The 24,499-nt window shown below is 42.3% G+C and carries 26 protein-coding genes; 17 read left to right on the top strand and 9 right to left on the bottom strand.

The genetic code is table 11. The features are described 5' to 3' along the window. Positions 1-86: 86 nt before the first annotated feature. Entirely contained in the window at positions 87-704 is a 618-nt protein-coding gene (locus BM528_RS13540; RefSeq protein ID WP_071980269.1) for a LysE family translocator, read from the bottom strand. Positions 705-1,062: 358 nt separating this feature from the next. Here BM528_RS13540 and BM528_RS13535 point away from each other — a divergent pair, with 358 nt between their 5' ends. Then, the gene (locus BM528_RS13535; RefSeq protein ID WP_071980268.1) at positions 1,063-1,788 is read left to right on the top strand and encodes an SDR family oxidoreductase; all 726 of its coding nucleotides are present in this window, start codon (positions 1,063-1,065) and stop codon (positions 1,786-1,788) included. Between the two features lie 129 nt (positions 1,789-1,917). On the opposite strand, the gene BM528_RS13530 is transcribed toward BM528_RS13535, so the two are convergent. Beyond that, a complete protein-coding gene (locus tag BM528_RS13530; RefSeq protein WP_083595292.1) occupies positions 1,918-2,211 on the bottom strand; it encodes a hypothetical protein in 294 nt (97 codons plus the stop codon). Between the two features lie 336 nt (positions 2,212-2,547). Here BM528_RS13530 and BM528_RS13525 point away from each other — a divergent pair, with 336 nt between their 5' ends. The 4 genes from BM528_RS13525 (at position 2,548) to gloA (ending at position 4,912) form a co-directional block, all read left to right on the top strand. After that, positions 2,548-3,447 (top strand): dienelactone hydrolase family protein, encoded by a 900-nt coding sequence (locus tag BM528_RS13525; protein WP_071980266.1) that lies wholly within the window; start codon positions 2,548-2,550, stop codon positions 3,445-3,447. A gap of 22 nt (positions 3,448-3,469) precedes the next feature. Further along, the gene (locus BM528_RS18970; RefSeq protein WP_269529636.1) at positions 3,470-3,598 is read left to right on the top strand and encodes a hypothetical protein; all 129 of its coding nucleotides are present in this window, start codon (positions 3,470-3,472) and stop codon (positions 3,596-3,598) included. A gap of 30 nt (positions 3,599-3,628) precedes the next feature. After that, the gene (locus BM528_RS13520) at positions 3,629-4,237 is read left to right on the top strand and encodes a DUF1456 family protein (RefSeq protein ID WP_071980265.1); all 609 of its coding nucleotides are present in this window, start codon (positions 3,629-3,631) and stop codon (positions 4,235-4,237) included. A 126-nt stretch (positions 4,238-4,363) separates the two neighbouring features. Beyond that, positions 4,364-4,912, top strand: a complete 549-nt coding sequence (gene gloA / locus BM528_RS13515; protein WP_071980264.1) for a lactoylglutathione lyase — start codon at positions 4,364-4,366, stop codon at positions 4,910-4,912. A 104-nt stretch (positions 4,913-5,016) separates the two neighbouring features. Here the strand turns inward: gloA and BM528_RS13510 are convergent, their stop codons facing one another. Both BM528_RS13510 and BM528_RS13505 read right to left on the bottom strand, forming a co-directional pair. Beyond that, entirely contained in the window at positions 5,017-7,002 is a 1,986-nt protein-coding gene (locus BM528_RS13510; protein ID WP_071980263.1) for a class I adenylate cyclase, read from the bottom strand. Between the two features lie 91 nt (positions 7,003-7,093). After that, positions 7,094-7,654, bottom strand: a complete 561-nt coding sequence (locus BM528_RS13505) for a DUF4136 domain-containing protein (protein ID WP_071980262.1) — start codon at positions 7,652-7,654, stop codon at positions 7,094-7,096. Between the two features lie 218 nt (positions 7,655-7,872). On the opposite strand from BM528_RS13505, the gene BM528_RS13495 reads away from it, so the two are divergent. Further along, a complete protein-coding gene (locus tag BM528_RS13495) occupies positions 7,873-8,724 on the top strand; it encodes a hypothetical protein (protein ID WP_071980260.1) in 852 nt (283 codons plus the stop codon). Positions 8,725-8,728: 4 nt separating this feature from the next. On the opposite strand, the gene BM528_RS13490 is transcribed toward BM528_RS13495, so the two are convergent. Then, complete coding sequence (locus BM528_RS13490; protein ID WP_071980259.1) at positions 8,729-10,393, bottom strand: acyl-CoA dehydrogenase family protein; 1,665 nt, start codon at positions 10,391-10,393, stop codon at positions 8,729-8,731. 273 nt (positions 10,394-10,666) lie between these two features. Between BM528_RS13490 and BM528_RS13485 the strand changes: the two genes are divergently transcribed. The 4 genes from BM528_RS13485 to BM528_RS13470 all read left to right on the top strand — a co-directional run bounded on the left by BM528_RS13485 (position 10,667) and on the right by BM528_RS13470 (position 15,008). Then, a complete protein-coding gene (locus BM528_RS13485; RefSeq protein ID WP_071981324.1) occupies positions 10,667-11,473 on the top strand; it encodes a PaaX family transcriptional regulator C-terminal domain-containing protein in 807 nt (268 codons plus the stop codon). Between the two features lie 175 nt (positions 11,474-11,648). Beyond that, positions 11,649-12,794 (top strand): hypothetical protein, encoded by a 1,146-nt coding sequence (locus BM528_RS13480; RefSeq protein WP_071980258.1) that lies wholly within the window; start codon positions 11,649-11,651, stop codon positions 12,792-12,794. A gap of 218 nt (positions 12,795-13,012) precedes the next feature. After that, positions 13,013-13,480: a DUF3718 domain-containing protein gene (locus BM528_RS13475; protein ID WP_071980257.1), complete on the top strand. Its 468-nt coding sequence runs from the start codon at positions 13,013-13,015 to the stop codon at positions 13,478-13,480. Positions 13,481-13,961: 481 nt separating this feature from the next. Next, complete coding sequence (locus tag BM528_RS13470) at positions 13,962-15,008, top strand: STAS-like domain-containing protein (RefSeq protein WP_198033563.1); 1,047 nt, start codon at positions 13,962-13,964, stop codon at positions 15,006-15,008. A 307-nt stretch (positions 15,009-15,315) separates the two neighbouring features. Here the strand turns inward: BM528_RS13470 and BM528_RS13465 are convergent, their stop codons facing one another. Then, positions 15,316-16,653: a M24 family metallopeptidase gene (locus tag BM528_RS13465; protein ID WP_071980255.1), complete on the bottom strand. Its 1,338-nt coding sequence runs from the start codon at positions 16,651-16,653 to the stop codon at positions 15,316-15,318. A gap of 187 nt (positions 16,654-16,840) precedes the next feature. On the opposite strand from BM528_RS13465, the gene BM528_RS13460 reads away from it, so the two are divergent. Together BM528_RS13460 and rlmF are read left to right on the top strand one after the other, a co-directional pair. Further along, positions 16,841-17,581: a substrate-binding periplasmic protein gene (locus BM528_RS13460; protein WP_071980254.1), complete on the top strand. Its 741-nt coding sequence runs from the start codon at positions 16,841-16,843 to the stop codon at positions 17,579-17,581. 51 nt (positions 17,582-17,632) lie between these two features. After that, entirely contained in the window at positions 17,633-18,595 is a 963-nt protein-coding gene (rlmF, locus tag BM528_RS13455; protein ID WP_071980253.1) for a 23S rRNA (adenine(1618)-N(6))-methyltransferase RlmF, read from the top strand. Positions 18,596-18,757: 162 nt separating this feature from the next. Here rlmF and BM528_RS13450 read toward each other — a convergent pair whose 3' ends face one another. The 3 genes from BM528_RS13450 to BM528_RS13440 all read right to left on the bottom strand — a co-directional run bounded on the left by BM528_RS13450 (position 18,758) and on the right by BM528_RS13440 (position 20,214). Continuing rightward, complete coding sequence (locus tag BM528_RS13450; protein ID WP_071980252.1) at positions 18,758-19,414, bottom strand: crotonase/enoyl-CoA hydratase family protein; 657 nt, start codon at positions 19,412-19,414, stop codon at positions 18,758-18,760. Positions 19,415-19,505: 91 nt separating this feature from the next. Continuing rightward, the gene (locus tag BM528_RS13445) at positions 19,506-19,700 is read right to left on the bottom strand and encodes a hypothetical protein (RefSeq protein WP_071980251.1); all 195 of its coding nucleotides are present in this window, start codon (positions 19,698-19,700) and stop codon (positions 19,506-19,508) included. Positions 19,701-19,815: 115 nt separating this feature from the next. Then, positions 19,816-20,214 carry a hypothetical protein gene (locus BM528_RS13440; protein WP_198033562.1) on the bottom strand — a complete coding sequence of 133 codons (399 nt, stop codon included), beginning with the start codon at positions 20,212-20,214 and terminating at the stop codon, positions 19,816-19,818. A gap of 181 nt (positions 20,215-20,395) precedes the next feature. Between BM528_RS13440 and BM528_RS13435 the strand changes: the two genes are divergently transcribed. From BM528_RS13435 to upp, 5 genes are all read left to right on the top strand, one after another. Then, positions 20,396-21,241: a TrmH family RNA methyltransferase gene (locus BM528_RS13435; RefSeq protein ID WP_071980250.1), complete on the top strand. Its 846-nt coding sequence runs from the start codon at positions 20,396-20,398 to the stop codon at positions 21,239-21,241. A gap of 81 nt (positions 21,242-21,322) precedes the next feature. Further along, positions 21,323-22,324: a ribosome biogenesis GTPase YlqF gene (ylqF, locus tag BM528_RS13430; protein WP_071980249.1), complete on the top strand. Its 1,002-nt coding sequence runs from the start codon at positions 21,323-21,325 to the stop codon at positions 22,322-22,324. A gap of 26 nt (positions 22,325-22,350) precedes the next feature. Further along, positions 22,351-22,845 (top strand): WbuC family cupin fold metalloprotein, encoded by a 495-nt coding sequence (locus BM528_RS13425; RefSeq protein WP_232230491.1) that lies wholly within the window; start codon positions 22,351-22,353, stop codon positions 22,843-22,845. Positions 22,846-23,410: 565 nt separating this feature from the next. Next, positions 23,411-23,632 (top strand): XRE family transcriptional regulator, encoded by a 222-nt coding sequence (locus BM528_RS13420; RefSeq protein ID WP_071980247.1) that lies wholly within the window; start codon positions 23,411-23,413, stop codon positions 23,630-23,632. A gap of 147 nt (positions 23,633-23,779) precedes the next feature. Further along, the gene (gene upp, locus BM528_RS13415) at positions 23,780-24,409 is read left to right on the top strand and encodes a uracil phosphoribosyltransferase (protein WP_071980246.1); all 630 of its coding nucleotides are present in this window, start codon (positions 23,780-23,782) and stop codon (positions 24,407-24,409) included. The last annotated feature ends 90 nt before the right edge of the window (positions 24,410-24,499 follow it).

Genomic DNA, 24,499 nt, shown 5'->3' with positions numbered 1-24,499 from the left:
TTCACATATTTAACACGGAGTTTAACTATACTGCATAAGGTGTAAGTAGTACAAAATACAGCGAGTTTAGATCTAAAATGAAGACACTAGGTTGCTACCAACCACATCCCCACGCCTACCATTAGCGTACCTGCAATTCGGTTCATAACCTGTACGTTATCACTTTTCATCAACATCGAGCGTAAAGTGCGCCCCCCAGATGCATAAATTAGCAAACAGGTAAATTCAAGTACTAAAATAATGGCAATTAAGCTAACTAACTGACTTGTTAGCGAGCGTGTGGGCTCGATAAAGGGAGGCAATAAGGCAATAAAAAAGGCCCACCCCTTGGGGTTTGCAATTGCGGTAATGAAGCCTTGAGATATTAAAGCAATACGAGAAGCCTGTTGGTTTTCACCACTGTGCTTTAGTGCCATTTTTCCTCGTGAACGCCACATTTGAACACCAATATAAAACAAATATGCTCCACCGATATATTTGAGCGCCGTGAATATATTTGGATAGTTAAGCAATAGCGCTGCAACGCCAATGGAAGAGAGTGTAGCAACTAAACCTACTCCAGCAAGCTCACCTAACATCATCCATAGAGCGCGTTTTACACCAATGCTCATTCCTAGTGTTAGAGCCAGCGTCATACACATACCTGGTGTAATAGATACAAAGAAAAATGTCGGTATAAACAGTGAAAGAGTGGCCCAACTCATAAGTTACGTCCAAAGGTAAAACGATGAGAAAAAACGAGCGGAAAAATGCCAGAAAAAGTACTCGGTAGCAATGAAAAATATAGCCACCTGAGACCAACAGCCCCTGTAAGCGATACATGGGTTGTAGATAAGCGTACTCGCTGTGTAAATCCTACCTGCTTTTTTGAAAATTAAGCCAGTAAATACACTGGTTGTTCTTTCTTTTTTTATAAAATTATTATTTTTATCAGATGGTTAAGTGTTTTTCTTCGAGTGTTTACCTGGTTTGTTTTTTGCACCTGTTTTGCTAGAACCTACGCCTTTACACGAAAAGGGCGTTCTCTACGTATTTTGCCACATATATTAGGAGATTATTAATATGAGTCGTGATCACACCGCAAGCAGTAAAGCAGGTCAAAACAAAAACGGTGAATCTAAAGTCGTTGTTATTACCGGGGCCTCTAGCGGTATTGGTAAGGCAACGGCAACAGCGCTTGTAAATGAAGGCCATCGTGTTGCACTTATTGCTCGAAGCGAAGATAAGCTGAATAAGCTAGTTGACGAGCTGGGTAGCGAAAATGCTTTCTCTGTAGCTGCGGATGTCAGTGAATACGAAGCGCTGGAAAACGCTTTTGAAAAAATTAACACGCATTTTAGCCACATCGATGCGGTTTTCGCTAATGCGGGTAAAGGCGCAAACCAACCAGGTATTGAGCAGGGAAGTGTTAGCGATTGGTCTACCATGTTAGGAGCAAACGTAAACGGGCTTTTATATACCGCCAAAGCAGGGCTTCCGTTTCTTAGAGAGAGCAAAGGACACTTTTTGTTAACGGGGTCTGTTGCAGGAAGAATTGCACTTAAAGGTTCGGTTTACGGTGCAAGTAAATGGTTTGCTTATGGTTTCGGCCTAAACCTCGCCGAGGAAATGCGCGAGTGGGGTGGTAAATGCACCACCATTTGCCCGGGAATGGTGAATACACCGTTTTTCGATGAACCCAAAGAAGACAAACTTGCCCCAGAAGACATTGCCGATGCCGTAATGTATGCCTTATCGAGCAGTGATAAGGCTTGCGTAAGGGAAGTTTACGTAATGCCAACCTCGTAATTTCTAGTTGCCATTAATGAGCCATTATAGCCGTCTGCGTTGCCTGAAAAGTCCGAACTTGATGGCAATGTAGATGGCTATAAAACCTAGATTGAAAAACCAAATCACTGATCAGAAGGCCGTTTTTATTTAAACGCTGAAGTATGCACATCGCTTTTCTAGCGTCTGTGCAGTTGCGGTAAGTTCCGACACTTTTTCATCGGTTTTTGTAGCAGTTATTGATGTCTCCTCGGCAAGTGAGTTTACGCCTACTATCAATTCGTTTATTTCTTTAGCCACCGTCGCTTGTTCTTCAGCCGATGAGGCAATTTGTTGATTCATTGAGTTAATTTGATTAACCGCATTATCTATGGCTTCGAATTCATGCTGAGCCCGTTGTGATGCAGTTTGTGTGGATTGAGCTTCTTGCGAGGTTTCCGCCATTAAACGCACAGCACTGTCAGATTCGCGCTTCAGGCTAATGAGCTTGTTTTGAATGTCGTCAGTGCTTAAAGGCGTCTATTCATACAAATGATACTAGACCGAAAAGTCCTGCCGTTGGTCGGTTTTCAACAAAGTAATGCTGGATAAATTTTGTCCAATCAAGCACCTTGAGTCATGTGTATTTGCCTTTCACTGCAGAGAAAAGTCCAATACGCCAAACTTGAACGACAGATTATTAATAATGAGTTGCTGCCATTTTTCTAAGCCAATAAAGCCCTGTAGGTACAATCTTGGTAGGTAAAAGCTCAATAGATAAAAGCTCAATAGGTAAAGATAATGAAAACAAATGAAGAAACACTAGCCATTCCACAAGAAGCATTCGACTGGTACGACGAATATGCGCATGGCGATATAGACAGGCGCACTTTTTTAACGCGTATCGCGTCATTGTCTATAGCCGGCTTGTCAGCGGGTGTTATAGGCAGCGCGCTTATTCCAAACTATGCCAAAGCTGAGCAAGTATCTTTTAACAACCCGGCAATTAAAGCTACCTATGAAGAGTTTCCATCTGCCCAAGGCCATGGCACAGGCGGTGGGTATTTCGTGGTTCCTACCACGCCAGCTGACGACAAACCCATGCCAGCGGTGCTAGTTGTTCATGAAAACAGGGGGCTAAATCCCTACATAAAAGACGTGGCAAGACGTTTAGCAATGCAAGGCTTTATTGCTTTTGCACCAGATGCGCTTTTTCCATTAGGTGGCTACCCTGGAAATGATGATGAAGGTAGAGCCATGCAGCGAAGTCTCGATAGAGATAAAATTGAGCAAGACTTCATTGCTGCGGCACAATGGCTGAATGCGCATAAAATGACAACCGATAAGCTAGGAGTTGTGGGCTTCTGTTTTGGTGGTTACATCAGTAATTTACTGGCAGCCACACTGCCGAGTACAATAAACGCTGCAGTGCCATTTTACGGCACGCCTGCATCATCAGAATTACAAGGTAAGGTAAAGGGGCCGCTATTGTTACACTTTGGTGAAAACGATAAACGAGTCAATGCGACCTGGCCCGAATACGAAAAAGTGCTTAAAGCCAATAATGCCCAGTATACCGCCCATGTATACAGTAAAGCTCAGCACGGTTTTCATAATGATTCGACAAGTCGCTATAGTCCGAAAGATGCTGAGCTTGCTTGGCAAAGAACAGTCGATTTCTTCAATACCCACCTTAAATAATCCAAAAGCTTAGCGCCTTGCAATGGCGCTAAGCAGGTTTGATGGTTTTAGCTCTGTTAAATGGATGATGGAAGACCGAGATAGCGGTAAATTCGTAATTACGTTAAACTATTACAGTGGCAAACAAGCCCAGTATTTACTCATTCACTAGCACTTCCATCTCTATTTAAGGTTTCCATCCATGTTCCACAACGATGTTTTACGCCGTATTCGCTATGCGCTTGCGATAAACGATACCGCCGCTATCAGTATTTTTAAGCTGGTGGATTACGATATGGACATAGGTTATCTGCATAGCATTATGAAGAAAGAAGACGAAGAAGGTTATTTGCCTTGTAGAGATAAAATTCTTGCGTTGTTTTTAGATGGTTTGATCATCAAAAATCGTGGGAAGCAAGAGGGACAAGCTCCAAAAATATTGGGCCCGAAAGAGCGCTTAAGTAATAACGAAATCTTGAGAAAAATTCGTATAGCAATGAGCTACAAAGACGAAGATATGATCAACGTTTTGCTGTTAGCCGACTTCAGAATAGGCAAGAGTGAACTGTCAGCCCTATTTAGAAAACCGGACCATCGCAACTATAAAGCAGCAGGCGATCAGGTAGTGCGTAACTTGCTTCAAGGTATGGTTATCAAGTATCGCCAAAATATAAAGCCCCGTTCGTCTAGTCAAAACGCATTTGCTTCAAAGAGCAAGGCGGTTAAAAAACCGCAAAAAACGGCTACCAAGACAAGCAATAAGTACAAGGTGGTAAACAAACCATCTGATTCAGTGTGGGGTAAAGGATAGCCTTTGTTTTGAATTGCATGTAATCGAGGGGCGCCAGGTGGCAGGGAAATGTTGTTGAACAACAGTTGAACTCTGGCTGCTCGCTATCATATCTATAAGCATCTTACTTCAATAAGGAAATAGTTCATGAGTAGACATTTTGATAGTGCAGAAGGTCTTTGCGAAGAAAAAAGCGATGCCACACGGGGTTTCGTATTCAATCAAACCATGCTGCGTATTGCTGACCCAAAGCGTACCTTAGATTTCTACACCCGTATTATGGGTATGACGTTAATAAAACGGCTCGACTTTGAAGATATGAAATTTACCCTTTATTTTCTAGCCGCCGGTGATGACTTTTCCGATGTAAGCCAAGATGCTGAAACGCGAACAAAGCAAACCTTTGGCCGCCCTGCTATGTTAGAGCTTACCCATAATTGGGACGATACCCCAGAAACTGTGTCCTATCACAACGGTAACAGTGAGCCTAAGGGGTTTGGACATATTGGGTTTCATGTTCCCGATGCTGAAGCTGCCTGCGAACGATTTGAGACGCTAGGAGTACCTTTTCAGAAGAAACTCAATGATGGGAGTATGAAAGGAATAGCCTTTATAAAAGACCCTGACGGTTATTGGATAGAAATATTCGATGCCAAAAAAGTGGCAGAAACTTGCGCCCCTCATCTAAAAGCCTGAACGGTCGAGCTTGGCGAATAAAGTTCGAGCCTACAAAGCTTTCGGTTGCTTTGGCGACATAGTCTTATTAAACAATAAGTGGAGAAAGAGAAGAGCGTTATTTCTCAGTGAACAACGGTAAAACTTAATTCAGTTGACTCTAAAAACTCACCTAGAATACGAGACTGCTGATTACCTCTGGGCACCATGACATAGCATTTAGGCTTGGGGGATACCTCTGAAAGTTCGTACCACAAGGTGTCTAGAACATCGGTACCATGCTTTAAAAATGTTTCTCCCCACGATGTGTTATAAAGTACGTATACGTCTTCCACCGTGGGCTTTTGGCGCAAGGTAGGGAAGTTCACCAGAGCCATACAGGTTTCAATGCGCTCAGTAGCCAGTAAATTATGCCGAGGTAAAGCCGACACTCGTACTGGAGGAAAGAGTGTGCATAGCTGTTTTAATATATCGTTGAGGTCAAGCTCGCTTATTTCGCAGTAGTTGTAATCGAGAAGAACCTTGGTGTTGGTGTCCATTATGCGGCTTGAGACACACCACACTAACAGCGCAATAGCATTGGACGCTTGGGATATTTTTTGCGACTCGTCGATAATGCCCGACTTACTTAATTTATCGCCTGCGTAAGCGGTCCACACTTCATCTCCATTTTTAAGTGATTTCACCGATATGGTGACGGTGGGGCAGTATAAGCTTTCATCGAATGCTCTGCGTAAAAACTCAACCTTATCCTTTCTCTTGCCATAGAATGTGCTTAGCCGGCGCCCTAGAACGGTCATGTCTTTTTCGTCCATAATTTGGGTTTGACCGTCTAACTGGGTGGATATTCGGCGGTAACACTTGAGTAAAAAGCGATGTATGCGGCGACTTAACTGAACGCGCTCGTTAAAGTTCCAGTTTTGAATGTTGTCTAAATGCGCTAAGCTTTTACGACTCCAACCCCAACTTCTGGCATAAGCAGCTATAATTCTTCGCTTAAAGTCCGGCTTTTCCCCTTCATACAACGACTGGCTCAGCTTACAGCCGCATTTTAAATAAAGGCACTGCTGCAAAATTAGAATATCTTCTGGCTGTCCCTTATCTGTATAGTGTGCAATAAGTTCGTTGAACATTAATGCATAAGGATCTATATCTGGGACTTTGCCAGGAGCATCGGTCCCCAAGTGCACATGTTTTTTAAGCAAGTTACATAAAGGCTGGTCATTTTCTATGTTTGCAAGGTACACCTCTAGCTTTGCCATTTTAAGTAGTGACTTAAACGGCGAATCCATAGCCTTGCCCAACTGCCAAATAGCAGCGCCAAACAATTCTCTGGCGTCTAGTCGTTCTAGGTGACCCAAATCCATAAACCAGTCGAGATCCGGAGAGCCACCTTTCTCAAGACTGTTTAAAATACCTTCGTACTGTTTACTTGTTGCCTTTTCCGGGGTTAGCCACCAAAACGGTGCTTTACCAGCTACAACAATATTAGTGCTGTAAAATTCTGCTTTTAAAAATAATGCTTGTGCTGACCCAGCACTTTCACCGTCGGCAACCCCGAAATCATTGCTTTTTACTTTCTCAATATCAGACAAGAAAAAGTGTACTTCTATGCCGAATTTGTTGTCAGCCCATTGCTCTATTGCCTGGAGTTTTTGCGAGAGTAAATCCATTGATTTTGAGGAAAATTGTTTGCCATCAATGCATACCCAATAGTCGAAATCTGAATCGTCGGTTTGCGCAATAGTGCCAGTGCTTCCCATCAGTACTAATGAGTCGATACAGCGCTGGCGCGGCCACACAGACTTTATATCGGAAAACAGCGCGTGCAAGGAGGGAAAGCAACGATTGAGTGCCCGCTCAATGTCTTTTCTAAAGGAGTAATTATTAATACCAAAAGGAACGCTGTCTGCTTCAGATGCAGATTCAATATACCCAGGTAATTCTGGGTGATTGACGTGGATTAAAAATGGAAGGACATGAAAAAGTGGCCTGTGCTCGTTTGGCAGAAGGCTAAGTGCACGCTCTATTCGTGCTTTGTTATACCGCAATACACGCAGTAGCCTTATTGTAAGGTTTTGCTGCAACGAGAGCGACTTGGGCTCATTCATATCTTATTTAGTGCCTAAATTTTGTAGCAAGTTTTTCTTCTCAAGCGTAGCGTAAGTTTAAAGCATAGCGCTATCAGAACCCGCCTGCCTGTTATTTGTCTTTTATGCTAGGGTAGCTATCGAGTAGCGATAACACCAACTGATTCAACGCTTGTTGAACGGCAATAACATCGTTAGATTCAATTTCGATGCTTCCCGATGCACTGTAAATAACGGTGCTTTTGTTAATCACCTCAATTTGAAGGTTTTGATAGTCGGTGAACTGTTCTCCAACGGGAACACTTAATACACCGCCCAGCATAATGGCTCCAGAGCGACCAAATGTTCCAGTACCAAGCCCAATATTTAATTGAGCTCCACCTTCTTTAGTTTCTGTGTAAGGGAAAAAGCTTACTACTACGTCAGCTAAATTTTCAGTAGTAGAGGAAAGCCCTTTTTCTGACAATGCCGAGGTAATGTCTTGTGCAATACTGTTTTCAAGCGTTGGGTTAACACTGTTAAGCGGTGACTTTACGAAAAAGCTATCAATTTCTTTAAAGTCTTGTGATTTATCTAAAGAGACAGTAGGGCCACTTGCTGCACACCCGCTCAAACTCAGACAAAGAATGAAAAAGCAAAAGATGCGCTGAATTTGTTGCCATCGTCTATCCATAAATACACACTCCCAATGATAATGTGCTCATGATCACGCAAGATAGCGGCAATGTAAACGATAATGTTTTACTCTCAGCCGTATAAATATTAGACAAAATAACAATTGCAGTTAAATGGCGTTTATTAGAACATGAAGACATCTTATTTGCCCTTTTTTGAACCATGTCTAAATTCCCTTTTGTCATTTTCATTTTAAATCTATTTTTAATAAGCAGCATGAATGTAAACGCGGTTGGTTTCTCTGTTGGCGGCGCTCTTACTGTTGAAGCTGAGACTGGTTTTGATGCAAAAAAAAGGGTAAGAGAGAACCAAGAAAAGGGCATAAGTGAAGAGGAACGGCTATCAATCACATGGGCTGTAATCCCTGCACCGCCTTTTTTTATTCTCGAAGGAAAGTATAGGGCTCAGGGAATTTGCGATGCGCTCATTAATCAATTAAAGCCCACTATGTCTGATGTTAAACACGAGACAGTGGTTATGCCTCAGTCTCGGGTTAACTTACATACCGAGGAAAATGAAAACCTTTGTTTTCCGTGCGTAATTCAGCGAGAGCACAATACCACATGGCGCTTTTCCGATGTGACTACCTTGTATCCTCCACTGGGTATTATCGCGCTCCCAAAGACGATTGAGCCATTTTTAGATGAAAATAGGCGCGTGTCTCTGAAAGCACTGGTTAAGAGCAATAAGCTCACGTTTGCACAACCTATCTCGAGAAAATATCCAGATGCGCTTCAAGTTTTGGTCGATAGCCTGAAACAAACACCTCGTTATGCACCTATTGCTGGTACAGAAGCTACTACTCGTGTTCTTCGTCAACTGGAATACGGCCGTGTAGATTTTACTTTGGAGTATCCGTCAATTCTGAAGTATTTCACCTTAACGGAGGGTGATAGCAAGTTGCAATTTTATTACACCTCAGAGTTGGGCGAAGAGAAGATTCCAGGCGCAGTCGGGTGTACCAATAACGCGTGGGGAAAAGAGGCAATAGATCGCATAAACGCAGCATTAGATGAAGTCGTTAATTCTCCTGTCTACAGGGCGTCACAAGAATTCTGGCAGAATTAACTTTCTAGACTCTTTGCCCTTTCAGTGAGCCAAATTGAATGATTTCCTTGAACGGTGTGGTGGCAGGCAAGGTGCCGAACGCCAACCCATGTTGACCTGCTAAGCGACTTTCGCAAAAGCTTTCCGCCAAGATTTTCATATCGACAAGCTCATTGTTTAGTAATACACAGGCTTGCAGGGCCAAGGCTGTTTTCTCTGTTAAGAGTCGGCTTCGTATTTCTATAGAATCAGTGTTGCTAAATTCTTTTATCAAGTCTTCGACGAATACATCGAAATGAGGATTTTTGCCTGCCGCTGTTTTTAATTCTGCAAACAGGGCCTTTTTGGTTGCCGGCTCTTTTGACAATGCGCGCAATACATCCAGACATTGCACATTACCGCTACCTTCCCATATCGAATTCAATGGCGCCTGACGATAAAGGCGGGGCATTGCATTCTCTTCTACGTAACCAATTCCGCCAAGGCACTCTTGTGCCTCATTAACGAAGGTGGCTGTGCGTTTACACACCCAATACTTTCCAATAGCGGTAGTAATGCGGGCAAGTGCAGCTTCGTGAGCATTAGTACCGCTTGCGTCTACGGCTTTCGCAACACGCATGGTAAGTGCAGTTGCCGCCGCACTTTCAATCACTAAATCTGCTACTACATTTTGCATCAGAGGTTGGTTAATCAGCAGCTTACCGAATGCTTCTCTCTCGCCCACATGATGCAGAGCCTGCACGAGGGCTTGTCGCATTAGGGCTGAAGATCCAATCATACAATCTAGACGCGTGAGCGATACCATATCAATGATGACAGGAACGCCGCGCCCCTCTTCGCCAAGTAGGAAAGCGGTTGCTTCTTGAAACTCTACTTCTGATGAAGCGTTGCTCCAATCACCAAGTTTATCTTTAAGTCTTTGAATGCGAACGTGGTTTAAAGCGCCATTCTCTAAGATTCTAGGGAGAAGAAAACAGCTTAGCCCTCCTTCTGCTTGCGCAAGAATAAGGTGTGCGTCGCACATTGGTGCAGAATAGAAAAACTTGTGTCCAGTAATGGCATAACTGCCATCTTCTCGTTTTTCTGCCCGCGTGCTGTTGCGTCTTACGTCGGAACCACCCTGTTTTTCAGTCATCCCCATACCCACGGTTATTCCTTCCTTTTTGAAGGCAGGAAGCTGTCGGGGGTCATACTGTCCGTTTACTAACTTGGTTAACCAATACGAGGGCAAGTTTTTCCCTTGTTGTATGGCGGGTACTGCGGCATGAGTCATGGTTAGTGGGCACGTGGTACCCGCATCGGTTTGACTGTGAATATATAAAAGCGCCGCCCGCACAACGTGGCTGCCCGGTGTATCTAAGTTCTGCCAGGAGTATGAGTGCACCTTATTAGCCATAGCCGAAGACATTAAGGCATGGTAGCTTGGGTGAAATTTCACCTCGTCTATTTGACGTCCATACCGGTCAAACGCGTGTAAAACGGGCTTGTTTTTATTAGCGTCTTCACCGTGCTCAAATTGATCATGGCCAGCGAGGTGCCCAAAACTTTCCAACACAGAAGGTAGCGGCTTATCGCAATGCTGAGAAACAAAGCACTGAAGTAGTTCGTCTGCAAGCCAGAGGTTGTAGGCCGGCAGGGGCAGAGGTTGGTTTTCTACCTCATGAGTTTGAAATTTATTTGGTGATGTCATTTTCTTGCTCGCCTCTGTGAATGATGTCATTAGCCGGTAAAGTCTTACCCACTCTCGCTGACTACTTGTATTTTTATTACCTATATTAGAAATTACACATAAAGGTAAATTAAGTCAAAGTAAGTAATGTTTGTGTAATTTTCAGATTTACGGGTTATAAAAGTAACTATTGCTGCCTTATGAGAGACAGATTCTATAGGTAAGGTGCTGAAACCGTGTCGCAATGAAATCCGCAGTGGTAAAAAAATAACACGCAAAGGTAGGGTAGGTGTTTTGAAACAAACAGGCGCAAAAAAGCCGGTGGCGCGAAAGTTACTACTAAAATTGTTGGGCTCGCGAGACAACGTGCAAATGACGGCAGCCAGTGCCGTGCGTGTAGGCCAGTTGTTTGGAATTTCTGAAAACAATATAAGAGTGACATTAAATCGGCTTCAAAGCACAAAAATGTTGTCATTGCTTGATAGAGGATATTATCAACTGGGCAAAGGTGGAGAAAAGTTTGCTCGTGAGATAAATAGTTGGCGAGATGCTGAATCTTCTTTACTACCTTCTTGGAACGAAAGCTGGATTGCAGTGCAAACCAATATGCTGTCGAAAAGCGACAAAAAGCAAACTCGAGAAAACGAACGCGCTTTAAAAATTGTTGGCTTGAGAAAAGTATTCACTGATATGTACGTGAGGCCTGCGAATATAGCTGGTGGTGCGGCAGTGGTTAGAGAAAAACTCTGTACGTTAGGTTTAAGCAAACAGGCCGTGGTGTATTGCGCTAGTGAGTTTGATCTAAAACTGCAATCTAAAATTCGTAATCTGTGGAACACCGAAGAACTTGAAAAACAGTATAAGCAGGGCATATCTGATGTAGAAGCGTCACTATTGCGGTTACCAAACCTAACGTTAGAAGAGGCGACATTTGAATCATTTCACGTGGGAGATTACGCCCTGCACCAGTTGGTTTTTGACCCTCTTTTACCCTCGCCACTAACAGATGAAGCTTTGCGCAGAGAGTTTTCTGAATTAGTAAAACACTACGATGATGTTGGCGCTCAAATTTGGCATCGCTTTCTATCGTTGGATCAGTAAACAGGAGGGGGGATTTTCTAAAAACTCATAATTTTAATAGCCTCAGTCATGCTGCCAAGAGCTGCATATGTCATCTGAATGCGGGGCTAATATTACACACAGTTTTATGCAACGCATTTAACCATGTGCATTATCATGACAACATGGTAATTGCGTATAAGTACAAGGAAAAGTTATGTCTCCATCTCGCCCATTATTTAAGCATATTCGAAACCACACAGCGCTTTTTTCAGAATTGTCGCAGTATCGAGATAATGCATTGGCCCCATTAGGCGTTGAAAACTATGAGTTTCACAAAGTGCCCAAGTTTGTTACGGCAGATGGGAATAGGCTTACTATAGAGCCAGAACGAAGTATTGTGTTGCCAACTGTCAATATTTTGAAAGGAGTTAAAGCCAAGCTAGAGGCGCAAATTCCATCGTTAAAAATGGTAGAAAACAGCGAAATTGGCTACCGCTACCCTACTGCTGCGCTTGCGGGATTAGATGCACCTTTTATAAAACGAATGCGTTCAGAGTATTTTCATAAGGTTGATGAAGATCGCAGTATCTGCCGTCCAGTGAACCTATCGTACGGCATAAAAAGCCGGGGTAAAGCCGATAATCGTCAAGAGTATGAAGTATGGATGCCAGACGAAGCCCCCAATCAAAATCCACTTCCTTTGCTGATTGAACGTTATGGCGAGGATTTACCTGAAGATGTCCGTCATTTCGTTGAACAACCTTCAAAGGTTCATGGCTGGATGGGCGTAAAAAGAGCAGCTTTTGAGGCGCTTTACTCGAATAAAAAAGAGTGTGGAGACCTAATTATTTGTATTGCTATGAGTGTAGACGCATACAATATTGGGGCAAGGCCAGACTTATCGTTTTCTCCAGAGGCTGATAGCTCAATAGCGGTAAGTAATGCCGAACTTGAGTGGGAAATAGAAGGGTATTATGCACCTCGCGGCTGGCGGTTTTGTCATGACGCTGTGTGGCATGCTATTCAGCATACCCTTGAGGCTGTCAATGAACCACTCGCTGATATGTTTAGCAACGATCTTATTCTAATTGCAGAGAGCAAAACAGAGCGAATACTGTCTACGCTTCACGGTCTTGGTGTCACTCAGGAAGAAATTGACCACCTTAACCTACAGCCCTGGGAATTTTTGCAAACAGAGAGTGAGCATCGCAGAAAACCGAAAGAGCCTCATCATTCTGTCAATTTACTTGGTCGGCTAAACCGGCTTTTCTATCAGCCGCAAAATCCATTGCCATCATTAAATTGGATGCACGACCTGATAAGTGACATATCAATGGTTACCTCTTCTTTTTACCAATAAAAGCCCAGTGAGTTTTTCTGCTGGGCTGTTTGCTTTGTAAACAATTCGAAAACGCTGATCTTTAAATGTAAATTAATTTCATTAATTGCGTTATTTGTAGCTTTTATTACCGCTAATTGTAATTTAATTACATAATTTGCTTTATTTTATGATTTTGTTGGTCATAATATGGACATTGCTCCAGCGAAATCTAATTAAGTTACAACATAGGGTTTATTATGAAACTGTCTACATTTGCTATTGCTCTTATCGCTTCCGTTACGGTTGCTCCATCTTTTGCAAAAAATATCCAGTTGCAACCTGTAACTGAAAATATTGAAACACAAGCGTGTTTAACCGCAGCCAATCAGGGCTATCAAAAAGCAATGCGTTTGGTGCGAGCTAATGGGTTTGATGCTGACGAGTTTAGTGCTTCTGTAAGATGTAATGGTGAATCGCTTAGAACATTTGCTTTCATGTACAGAAATAACGTTGCTTCTACAGATGCTAAGAAAGTTGCACTTGTAGCTAAAAACAAAAATGCAGCGTCGCAAGCCTGTTTAGAAGCTTTATCCATCGGTAAAGACGAAGCATTAGAAAAATATGGTTTAAGCGGTGAGACCGTGATTTGTAATCATAAAGATATCGCAGACTTTGTTCGAGCTTACAAATCTAAGAATGTTGAAGTTCGCATGACTGAAGAATAAAAATTATTTGAGGAGCTCATATCTGATCTCACAGTTTCGATGGATAGGTTTAAACTCCATCTGACAGGCAGCTATGAGGCGTGAATAGGACATTGGCATCTTGATTACTTTATAGTGTCAACGCGAGAATTTCTGACATTTCCACGATTGAAACCAACTTTCTGGTTTAAGTGCCTGTCTGGATACACAGTTTTAGCAGCCTTTCCCCTATATTCAGGAAAACGACGCAATCGCGCGTTTTTGTTTTTAAACACTTTATCCAGATCGCCAATTTCCCATTATGTAGCAATGTGATAACGAGTTTGGAGTTAATAATGAAAGTATAAAATTGAGCGATGCGTTGGCAGAAAAATGCGCAGTTCGCACTATATTAAATTGTTAGTTCTCTTTTCAAAATTATCTAACTTTAACAAAATCTATCTTTACCTTTAAGCAATTCACTGCTATCCTTTAAGTATTGTTTTTTCTTAAAGGATAAGACGTGGTATCTCATAGAGAACGTGGGGTAATGATTAGGCAGCAGATCATTCGGGACGTAAAACATCACCCCAAAGATATAGCAAATCACATTGCTGCAATTTTTAGCATTACTCCTCAAGCGACATATAATCACCTTAAAAAATTAGAGTCTGAGGGTTGGATTTCTACGACAGGTCGAGGAAAAGGCAAAACCTATTCATTAGGGGATAAACGGGAATATAAGCAGTTATTCGAGCTTACAAGTGATTTCGCAGAGGATAAAGTATGGCGCAATCACTATTCATTCATATTCGAAGGTTTGAATGAGAATGTAGTCGATATTTGTCATTACGGTTTTACCGAAATGGTAAACAATGTAATTGACCATTCAAATGGAAAGTCAATTTTTATTTCAGTTAGAAGATCAACTGAAGAAGTTACCATTTTCATAATTGATGATGGTGAAGGGATTTTTAGAAGAATTAAACGACTTTGCGATCTTCCAGATGACCGTCAAGCATTGGTAGAACTGTCAAAAGGTAAGTTAACTACTGATCCGGAAAACCATAGTGGTGAAGGAATATTTTTCACTTCAAGGGTATTTGATCTATTTGAGATTGATTCTAAAGGACTAAAGTTCAGTCATCAGGATAATGTGGATTTTGATTTTTTAGTTGATTCTGATTTCATGATTGATGAGCCTGGTACAATGGTATTTATGAAAATCAATAAAAACGCTTCACGTACTATAAAACAAGTATTTGATGATTACACTGCTGGCCCTGACGACTTTCAATTCAACAAAACGGTAATTCCTGTAAAGCTAGCTGTATATGAAGGTGAGAAGTTAGTATCCCGTTCGCAAGCCAAAAGACTGCTCGGAAGAGTTGAAAAATTCAGCTACGTTGTTTTTGATTTTGATGGTGTAACTTCTGTAGGTCAGGCTTTTGCGGACGAAATATTTAGGGTTTATGCAGCTAAACATAAAGATATTAATTTGATTCCTATGAATATGAATGAGGATGTTACTATGATGGTTAGAAGAGCAACTGCGAAGAACAAGAACTAACAAATTGATTATGGCGTGCGCCAAGGCGCACTGGGGCGCAAACACGCAGGCGGCTTCGCCATTATCGCGCATGCCTGCGCCCCAAATTTGTCGGTAACCAACGTCCGCTTCTGGTCATACACGAGTGTCAGATTTGATTGAGTTCTATTATTCGAATCTGACAGAGCAAGTTGAGACTAATTCACCTCATGCTGTTCACCTCATGCTAATTCACCTCATGCTTGTTCACCTCATGCTTCTCGAAATTACATTCCCATGCAGTGTTCTAATACATCGGAAGTGCTTTATACATCGAAAGTGCTAAAGTTTAGTTTGAAGGGGATGAAATCAAATGAAACTTTGTTTGCCTTCCATCTAGATAAGACACAGACTTTCCGTCAAAAAAAGCATCTTCTTCCAACATTATTCTCACCTCTTTATTCCACTCTTTAACCATTGTTGCTGCATTTAATTCAATGGAATAAACCGTATTTTCATACATGGGATAGTCCCCTTTTACAGGAACGCCTTCCTGAGCATCCCACATGCCAATAGTGGGGCCTGCTGCGTGACCATGAAAACCAAGAGGGTGAGTATAAATTGCCGGCTTAATACCCTCACTAATAGCTTGGTTACGTGAACGCATTAGAATTTCATTGCCCGAGAGTCCTTCGCTAAAATTGCCTGTCAAGATATCTTGAAGTCTATTCGCATTGGCTAAGGCTTTTTTAAGATAACTCGGTGCGTCGGTCTCTCCAGGCTTTAAGATGTAGGCATGTTGCTGCTGGTCGGTATTTAACCGCAGGTAGGTAATGCCAAAATCTACATGAATAAGGTCGCCAGGCTGAATAATATTTTTTTCAGGGCGTTTACTAAATGCCTTAATCTGATCAAACTCTTCAGTATCTGCTCTTTGAATAGACACTGTGGGGTGAAACCAGTTTGTTAATCCTAACGCGGTAGTTTGGTCGCGAAGCCACCAAACCACGTCGTCTGTGGTGGTCACGCCTGGTGTAACTACCTCGTTTGAAAACGCAGTTGCAATAAGATTGTGTCCAATTTGAGTTAAAATTGGATAATACTCCATTTCCATATCACTTCGCGTTTCTAACCAACCAATAGCTAATCTCTCACCGGAAACTACTCGGCTTTCGAATTTATCGGGTAGCGAAGCCATGAACTTACTTTTCTCAGAAGATGACATGCCGTCGGCAAGGGCAAAGTCTTCCGATACATTTATGGCAATTTTCTTAGGATTTCTTTTTTCAATAATATCGGCGAGTGCTTTGAATTGATTTGGCTGTTTTTCTTTATCCCATGCTTTCTCAAAACTATCTGCTACCGCATATCGCGCCACTGCGAGTCGCTCAAGTGGTTTGCCTTCACCTTGGTCGTAAATAACGAGCATAGTATGACGTCTTGCCGATATCCAAGTAGAAGGCAGCATGGTTTTGAGTACAGGGTCTTCGTTATATTCTCGGGACATAATAACCCACATATCGATGTTTTCTCTTCGCATAATATGGGGCAATACGGTTTCAAAACGCTGGGATAACGTTTGGTCAATAATGTCGCTACGGGCTTTCATACTTAAAATTTCGCCCTCTGCATTCGCAGAGGAATATACGTATAAAAACATCATAGAACAGACTAATAACGCTCTCATAAATTTCCTTTTTTGTGGTACGATCTGTAAATTGTTTATCGTTGCAATGTGATCATTGTTTAACCAGTATGCGACATTTTTCAATCCGCCGCAGCGAAAAACTTGTACCTTAATTTTGATTATTGTTTTGCGTTATTATTGCCCATCTGATTTAGGGGCTTTATCCATTTATGAAAAGTGGTTATAGATGAAACAGATAATTTCGATTGTCTTATTAATGTTGTCGACAAGTATCTTTGCACAGCCATCGCCCCAGTTTATTAAGTGGGGCACAGATGTGTGGGCCAATTTTACCGAGCGTGACGGAACCGGGTTTTATCACGAGCTCTTGTCCGAAATTTTCAAAGAATCTCAGTACACAATGTCAGTAGAGTACTTTCCTTGGAAGAGAACGTTAAAAAATCTCGCAACGGGAAACATAGATATGACAGGCGCACTTCCCCAAAACACTGTGTTTTATCAATCAGAATGGCCTTTATTAACCGAGGACGTTTATCTTGTATCGAGAAAAGGTGAATATCTCACTAAAGACGCCTTAGCCAATAAAGTAGGTGCATACAGAGCCGGCTATGAATCAGATATCTTTTATGTTGCGTTACCCCGCAACGCAAAAGGGATCCCAGTGAATGACCCAGAGCAGGCAGTCTCTTTGCTGCAAAAAGGAAAAATTGACTACTATGTAGACATACACAGTATTGTTTCTCCACTGCTCTCAAGCGAAAGTAAGTCAAGCGAAACTAAAGATGCCGATTCGTCTTTTACGACCAGCAAGATTGGCAATTATAAGCTGTATTGGTCTTTTGTTATGAACGAGCGTGGCAAGCAGTTAAAGCGGCACTTTGATAGTCAGTTGAAGACGCTGAAGGATAGTGGCAAATTGTCAACGTTGTACGCAAAATACGCACTTAATATACCGCAACAACAGTAGAAGTGTGCGATTGTTAAGCGTCACAGGTTTACACAGCTATAGGTTTATAAAATGCACCCTCGCAATTATCACAAAGACGGCTATCCTATGGCGGCACTTTGTGAGTCATATCCGGCGCTCAGGCCCCACGTCATAAACGCCAAAAGTGGCAAAAAAAGCATAGACTTTGCAAACCCTGATGCCGTTGTCGCGCTAAATGGCGCTCTTTTGGCACACTATTACAATGTAGAACGTTGGCAGTTACCAAAAGGCTACTTATGCCCGCCTATACCGGGGCGCGCCGATTATATACATGGCATCGCCGATTTATTGGCTGAATCAGCCGTTGATGTGCGCAGTAATGAAAAAGCAGAAGCCGTAAAAGGAGCGCATATCAAGGGGCTCGATGTGGGAGTGGGCGCAAACGCCATCTATCCTATCATTGGCTCGCAAGTTTACGGCTGGTCTTTTGTGGGAAGTGATATCGATAAAAACTCTTGTGACAATGCGTTGAAAATAGTCAAAAGCAACAAAGTTTTACGCCCACTGATCAGCATAAAACAACAGATAAAGCCCGAGCACATATTTAAGAATATTATAGAAAATAACGAGCGCTTCGCGTTTACTATGTGCAACCCTCCTTTTCACAAATCTAAGCGTGATGCACTTGCCGGCAGTACCCGCAAGAGCAAAAACCTCGCAGCAAATAAACTAAAGCGTTCGGGTAAAGGCTCCTCTGCAAGCTCTCGTGAAAGTAACGCTGGTACTAGTTTGAATTTTGCAGGGCAAGCCAACGAACTTTGGTGCGAGGGGGGCGAGCTGGCGTTTATACAACGTATGATAAAAGAAAGTATTGAGGTTAGAGACAATGTGGGTTGGTTTACCTGCTTAGTGTCTAAATCTGAACATTTAGCGCCGATAAAGAAAAGCCTTGAATATTACTCTTATGACAACGATTGCGAATTAGTGCACAAAGTTATCAATATGGGGCAGGGGAATAAATTGAGTCGTTTTATTGCTTGGAGTTTTCAATAGCCTAGTGAGCTAGATAGTTGATAGGTGTTGGGCATACAAACTTAATTAAACGAGATAAAACCCTAATAACTGTGTGAGGTATTGCTAAAGTCAGAGGTCTTGAATCAGAGCTCCACTGCTAAATCAGACCTCGACTATTTGGCATTCTATACTGAGTGTAATCTAGCCTTTCATTTTTTCTATTGTCGCTTTTCTCAGTTGCATTTTTGATTCTGCAAAAGCGGCTCGCGGAAGCATTTTTAATTTTTCTGCATAGCCCATGGCGGTTCGTAACACTTGGTCTTGAGGCACTGCAGCGTCAAGAAATCCCGCCTTAACGGCTTCTTTGCCTTCAAAAATACGAGAGAAAAGTAACGCTTCGGTTTGTGATGTGAGCGAAAGTCTCGCTTTGGCCAATTCCATACCAAATGGTGGGAGTACCATACCTATTGCTGTTTCGTTCAGGCCGTATTTAGTGCCGCCATCTTTGCCAATGCGCAAGTCGGCAGCCATCAACATAATGGCGCCTAATGCGATACTGTGTCCCTCTGCTGCAACAATTACAGGTAGGGGATATCCATATAGACGAACTATGAGATCAGCACCGGCTTGAACCAATTTGTTCTGCTTTTCTTCATCGCCGCTTTTCATAACCGAAAGGTCAAAACCGCCGCAAAACTTGCCCTCGCCACCATGAAAAACTACCGCGTTTGCGTGTTGTTCTGCTTCATCTAGCGCCTTATTAAACTGCTCGATAAGGTTAAAACCGACCGCATTCACTTTACCGTCATCAAACGTAATTAATGCAATGTCGTTTTCTATTTTTAAATCGAAAGCCATAATGAGTGTCCTTTACATAATACGAGCCGCTTAAAACAGGGAGCGTGTACTGGTATTACCAGATGTGTGGCAAAGCATACGTTGCTTTGGTTCACTGATCAAATTCTTCATTTATATAAAGCTCGTTAACGAGATGGGTTACAACCTTTTTCTTATAGCGCCGCTGTCTGCGTCTTGCTTTTGCATTGTTTGCGCGCCAGTGTGCTCGTTTATCTACCACCACGTCTTCTAAATCTGAAGCTGAATGTATTTTACTTGCATCTTTCGGGTAAGTTCGCTGTGGCATGAAAGTCCTCCCAAAATCCTTAATCTAATGGATTGCACGTTATGACTTAAACGTTGCGGTTTAGACGTTATGGTTTAACGACAGTGATCATCCAGTTTAATGTCATTAGCAAGAGCTAAAAAGCGAAGCTGGCCTGCTTTTTTCGCCATGCTTTCGATTTGTTGTTCAGCGTATTTACACACTCTAAGTTACCTGCAATTCGCTCGCACAAGTTTTTTGCTGCGAGTGCCTGCGTCAAAGAAAGGTTTTTATACGCGGGCGAAGGAATAACTTCATACCAGGCTTTTTGACAAACAGTGTCTAATACAACACGCTGAAAGCAATGGTCGTTTTTGATTGGCCAAGCTCTGATTTCACCCTCAGATTGAGCGAGTTCTGGTAACACAACTTTTGTATAGTGCAGATAAATTGTTACCGCTTCCTCTCTCATTTTTTCTTCTGTGACTTTTGTACAGTTGCTAGGTGCTGCAGTAGTTTTAAAAGAATAAGCATTGGCGGAAGGTGAATTCGTCATTGTTGTACATTTGTTTAAAGAGACGTCGTAAGAATACAAAAAAATAGTGAATTAAGGCGTTACATTTGTTTAAGAGTAATGGGTATATCCATGCTTAATCTTGTATTGGCGTTATTATCGACTTGAGTTTTCATTCACATAACTTAAACTTGCGCGCATCAATTGAAAAGGGCTAGCGACAATGAAACTAAGTGATGTGAAGAAGCTGCATCAGAAAAAGTATCGAACTCAGTTCGGGTTTTATCTGGTGGAAGGAGAGCATTTAGTTTTAGAGTTGCTGAAGGCCAATAGGCAGGATGTTAACTTTAATACCATACCCAATGAGACGTTGAGTATTTATGTAACTAACGAATATGAAGTTTGGTTAGAGCACGCCCTGTCTAGAGAGGCCGCGGTGGAAAGCGGGCAATCGAAGATTTCTCCAAATGAGCGTGTGCCTGCTGTCAAGGTCGAGCGCTTAACATCGATACAAATGCAACAGTTAAGCGATACTAAATCGCCTCAGGGAATTATTGCCAGAGTTCCTCTTAAAACAGCATCTTCAAACAAAGATATTAATAGCGTTAGCGACGAAAGCGCAAATAGTCAATTAAACCAACAGCGATACATTTATCTTTATGAAGTACAAGATCCGGGCAACCTTGGTACAATACTTCGCACGCTGGCATGGTTTGGTAACTTTAAACTTTTGTTGAGTCCCAACAGTGTAGATCCGTTTAACTCCAAGGTAGTTCGAGCGAGTATGGGCGCTATTTTCCACGTCGACATGGAGCTCAACGTGACGTTAAAAGATTTAGCATCGCGTTTTTCTCAGTTCGCTTACCTAGATATGCATGGCGATGAGATAAAATCGCAGCATTTTGGCAACTTCCAGTGTTACCTTTTTGGTAATGAGGCAAGGGGCGTCCCCACTGAAGAAATCGCTCGATTAAACGCAACGGCATTTACAATCACTGGCAGCGGTAAAATAGACTCCCTGAATTTAGCCAGCGCTGTTAATATTTGTACTTACGAATTATCTCAATAATTTAGTTCGCTTCCACTTTAATTCAGCAATTGTTGTTCACGCACTTTTTGTTTAAGTATCAATAAAATATAGGATTTACGCATGGCTCTTCAATGGTTTCCAGGTCATATGCACAAGGCACTCAAAGAAATAAAAGAGTCGCTAAGCAAGGTAGACATACTCATCGAAGTTCTCGATGCGCGAATTCCATTTTCGAGCGAAAACCCTGAAATTGCCAAAATACGCGGTGATAAGCCCTGTATTAAAATACTGAATAAATACGACCTGGCAGACCCTGAAATTACCGCTCGATGGCAAGAAAGCTTAGAGAAAGAGCGCGGTGTTAAAACTATCACCACATCAAGCGATAATCCGGGCAACAGTAAACAACTGATGCAGCTTATTCGCAGCATTTGCTCTCACAAAGATGGTCAGGCAAAAGTGATTAAGGCTATGATTACCGGAATTCCGAATGTCGGTAAGTCGACCCTTATTAATATATTAGCCGACAGGATCATAGCTAAAACTGGCAACGAGCCTGCGGTGACAAAAAGTCAGCAACGCATTAATTTGGGCAGTGGTATTATTTTGTTCGACACGCCGGGAGTACTTTGGCCTAAGTTAGAAAATCCTAATTCTATATATCGTTTAGCCTCTTCTGGTGCTGTAAAAAATACAGCTATGGAGTATGACGACGTCGGTTTTTTTGCTGCTGACTATTTAATAAAGGCCTATCCTGATGTTCTCAAAGAGCGATTCAAGCTTGATGACCTCCCCGGCACGGAAATAGAGTTCCTTGAAGCTGCCGCAAAAAGCCGAGGTGCCATAATGGCAGGTGGGCGGGTTAACCTGCATAAGATCTGTGAAATTTTGTTAAAAGAACTGCAGTCAGGAAAGCTAGGGCGGGTTACCCTAGAAACTCCGGAAATGCTGGTTGAAGAAAAAGTTGAGATTGAAGAAGCGGCCGCAAAGAAAGCAGAAGCAAAAGCGAAGCGGAAGCAAAAATTTAAAACTGGCTCGCTCACCCCAGACAAAAAAGATCGAAAGGAAAAGCGCGAAGAAAAAAGGCAAGAACAAAGCCGACGAATGCGAAAATCTAAGTAGCGTGTAAGTTTCAACGGGGAGCATAGGTGAAAACAGTCCAACTATTTGACAGCAAAATGTTCAGCGAGCTAAAAGATAGAGCGTCTAATAGCGAGCGAAGAAGGGCAAATCTCAACATTCATCAGTCTTACAATGACGTTGTGCAACGTTTGTTTATTGCTATGATGCCAGACTCTTACGTAAGACCACATAGGCATGTTCAGGCGTATAAGTGGGAATTCTTTATGGTGCTTGAGGGAGCGTTGGACCTGTTGTTTTTTGATGACCAAGGCGTTGTCATAGAGCGTGTAACCTTAGAACCCGAAGGACAGTGCGTTGGCCTTGAAATACCCCCGAACACTTGGCATGCCACAGTATGCTTTGAGCCCGTTGTTTTTATGGAGGTGAAACAGGGGCCTTACGATGTGAATGAAGATAAGGGGTTCGCTCCTTGGGCTCCCGAAGAGGGAAGCATGGAAGTACCCGAGTTTTTAGCAAAGCTTAAACATACGCCTACAGGTACATCTATCCTGTCTGAATAATTTCATAATAGTTCGACGTTGCCCCACTACTTTCCTTTTCGGAAAGTAATTGTTATTGTCATTTAAAATGATATGTTCAAGCATAGCAAGGATTGTTTCAAATGGTTGTTCCGCCAATTTCTGTCATTGTTGACGACTACATCTGTTAGCGAATACTTTTGTTAAAGACTGCTGTTGCAAATGGATCTCATTAGGGACGACCGAAGTTAACAAATTCTAGAATTGCTAGATAAAAAGACCACGAAAAATGACGCTGCAAAAATTGCACGTTAAAGCCATTAAGAGAAGAATTATGCAAAACGTTTCACAATACAATTTTTATCGAAGCTCACCGAGAAAACTCCGTGATCAGAACGAAGTGATGTCGCGGGGATGAATCGGTGTCACCCCTGCTCTTGAATATATTTTCGTATTGTCTCTGCACTTGCATTTCCTACAGAAGTTGCGAAAGCGCCTAAACAGACTCCGAATACATTAGCGCATAACCAACCCCGTTATCGAAATTAATCATTGCAATAACGAGGCGGACCATACATTTTTGTGCCCATAAATTTGGAATAAGAACATGAAAGAACTAACACTGGGCGATATTAGAAAGCAGCATCGCGTTAAGCAAGAAGTCGTCGCGATGGCGCTTTCGGTAACAGCATCTGGCGTAAGCAAATTAGAGTCGAAGAGAATTCAAGATGTTTCTTTACAGCGTGCTGCTGCTTATTTAGCTGCTGTGGGTGGAAGCTTAACGATTGAAGTAACGTTGCCCGATGGGCTAACCGTTAATGTTTCATGAGAAAGACGGTCGCTGGTTTGAAAATCTTTCGTAACGTTGAGCTAATACAGTTGAGCAATAGGAGCATCGGCGTTTCGCATAAATCGAGACAGAGCGATTCATAACCTTTAGTATAGTGGCAATTAAACAACCCAATTAGGAGCTTCTATGGCCGTTCATGAAATAACTCACCCGCTTATTGCCCACAAACTTGGGTTAATGCGCAACGCAACAATCAGCAGTAAAGATTTTCGTGAATTAGCCTCTGAGGTAGGCAACTTATTAACTTACGAAGCCACAAGAACATTGCCTACAGAACGAGCCTTTATAGAAAGCTGGTCTGGCGATAATGTTGAAGTTAAGCAAATCAAGGGTAAAAAAATAACCGTAGTGCCAATATTGCGCGCAGGTTTAGGGATGTTAGAGGGCGTGCTAGAGCTTATTCCCAACGCTAAAATAAGCGTAGTTGGACTTTATCGAGATGAAGAAACGCTTCAGCCAGTGGCCTACTTCGACAAGGTGGTCAAAAACATTGATGAGCGCACTGCTTTAATTGTCGATCCGATGTTAGCGACGGGAGGAACGTTAATAGCAACGATAGATCTGTTAAAGGAAAAAGGGTGCAAAAATATTATGGGGCTTTTTCTTGTTGCTGCACCAGAAGGTATTCGTTCGGTAGTTGATAAGCACCCCGATGTCGATATTTTCACTGCTGCAATTGATGAGCGTCTTGATGAAAATGGTTATATTTTGCCGGGGTTGGGCGATGCTGGCGATAAGATTTTTGGCACACGATAGACCAGTAGCAAGGTTCAATACGCTCTAATTTAAGGCTTATTTATTGTTTTAAGTTTTCGTTGTTATCGCGTTAATTTTTTGTAGGTTAAA

The organism is Alteromonas sp. RW2A1 (genome assembly GCF_001886475.1).
Taxonomy (GTDB): Bacteria; Pseudomonadota; Gammaproteobacteria; order Enterobacterales; family Alteromonadaceae; genus Alteromonas; species Alteromonas hispanica.
Note: the sequence above shows the minus strand (reverse complement) of the source record. Positions and strands in the feature narration are given on the sequence as shown.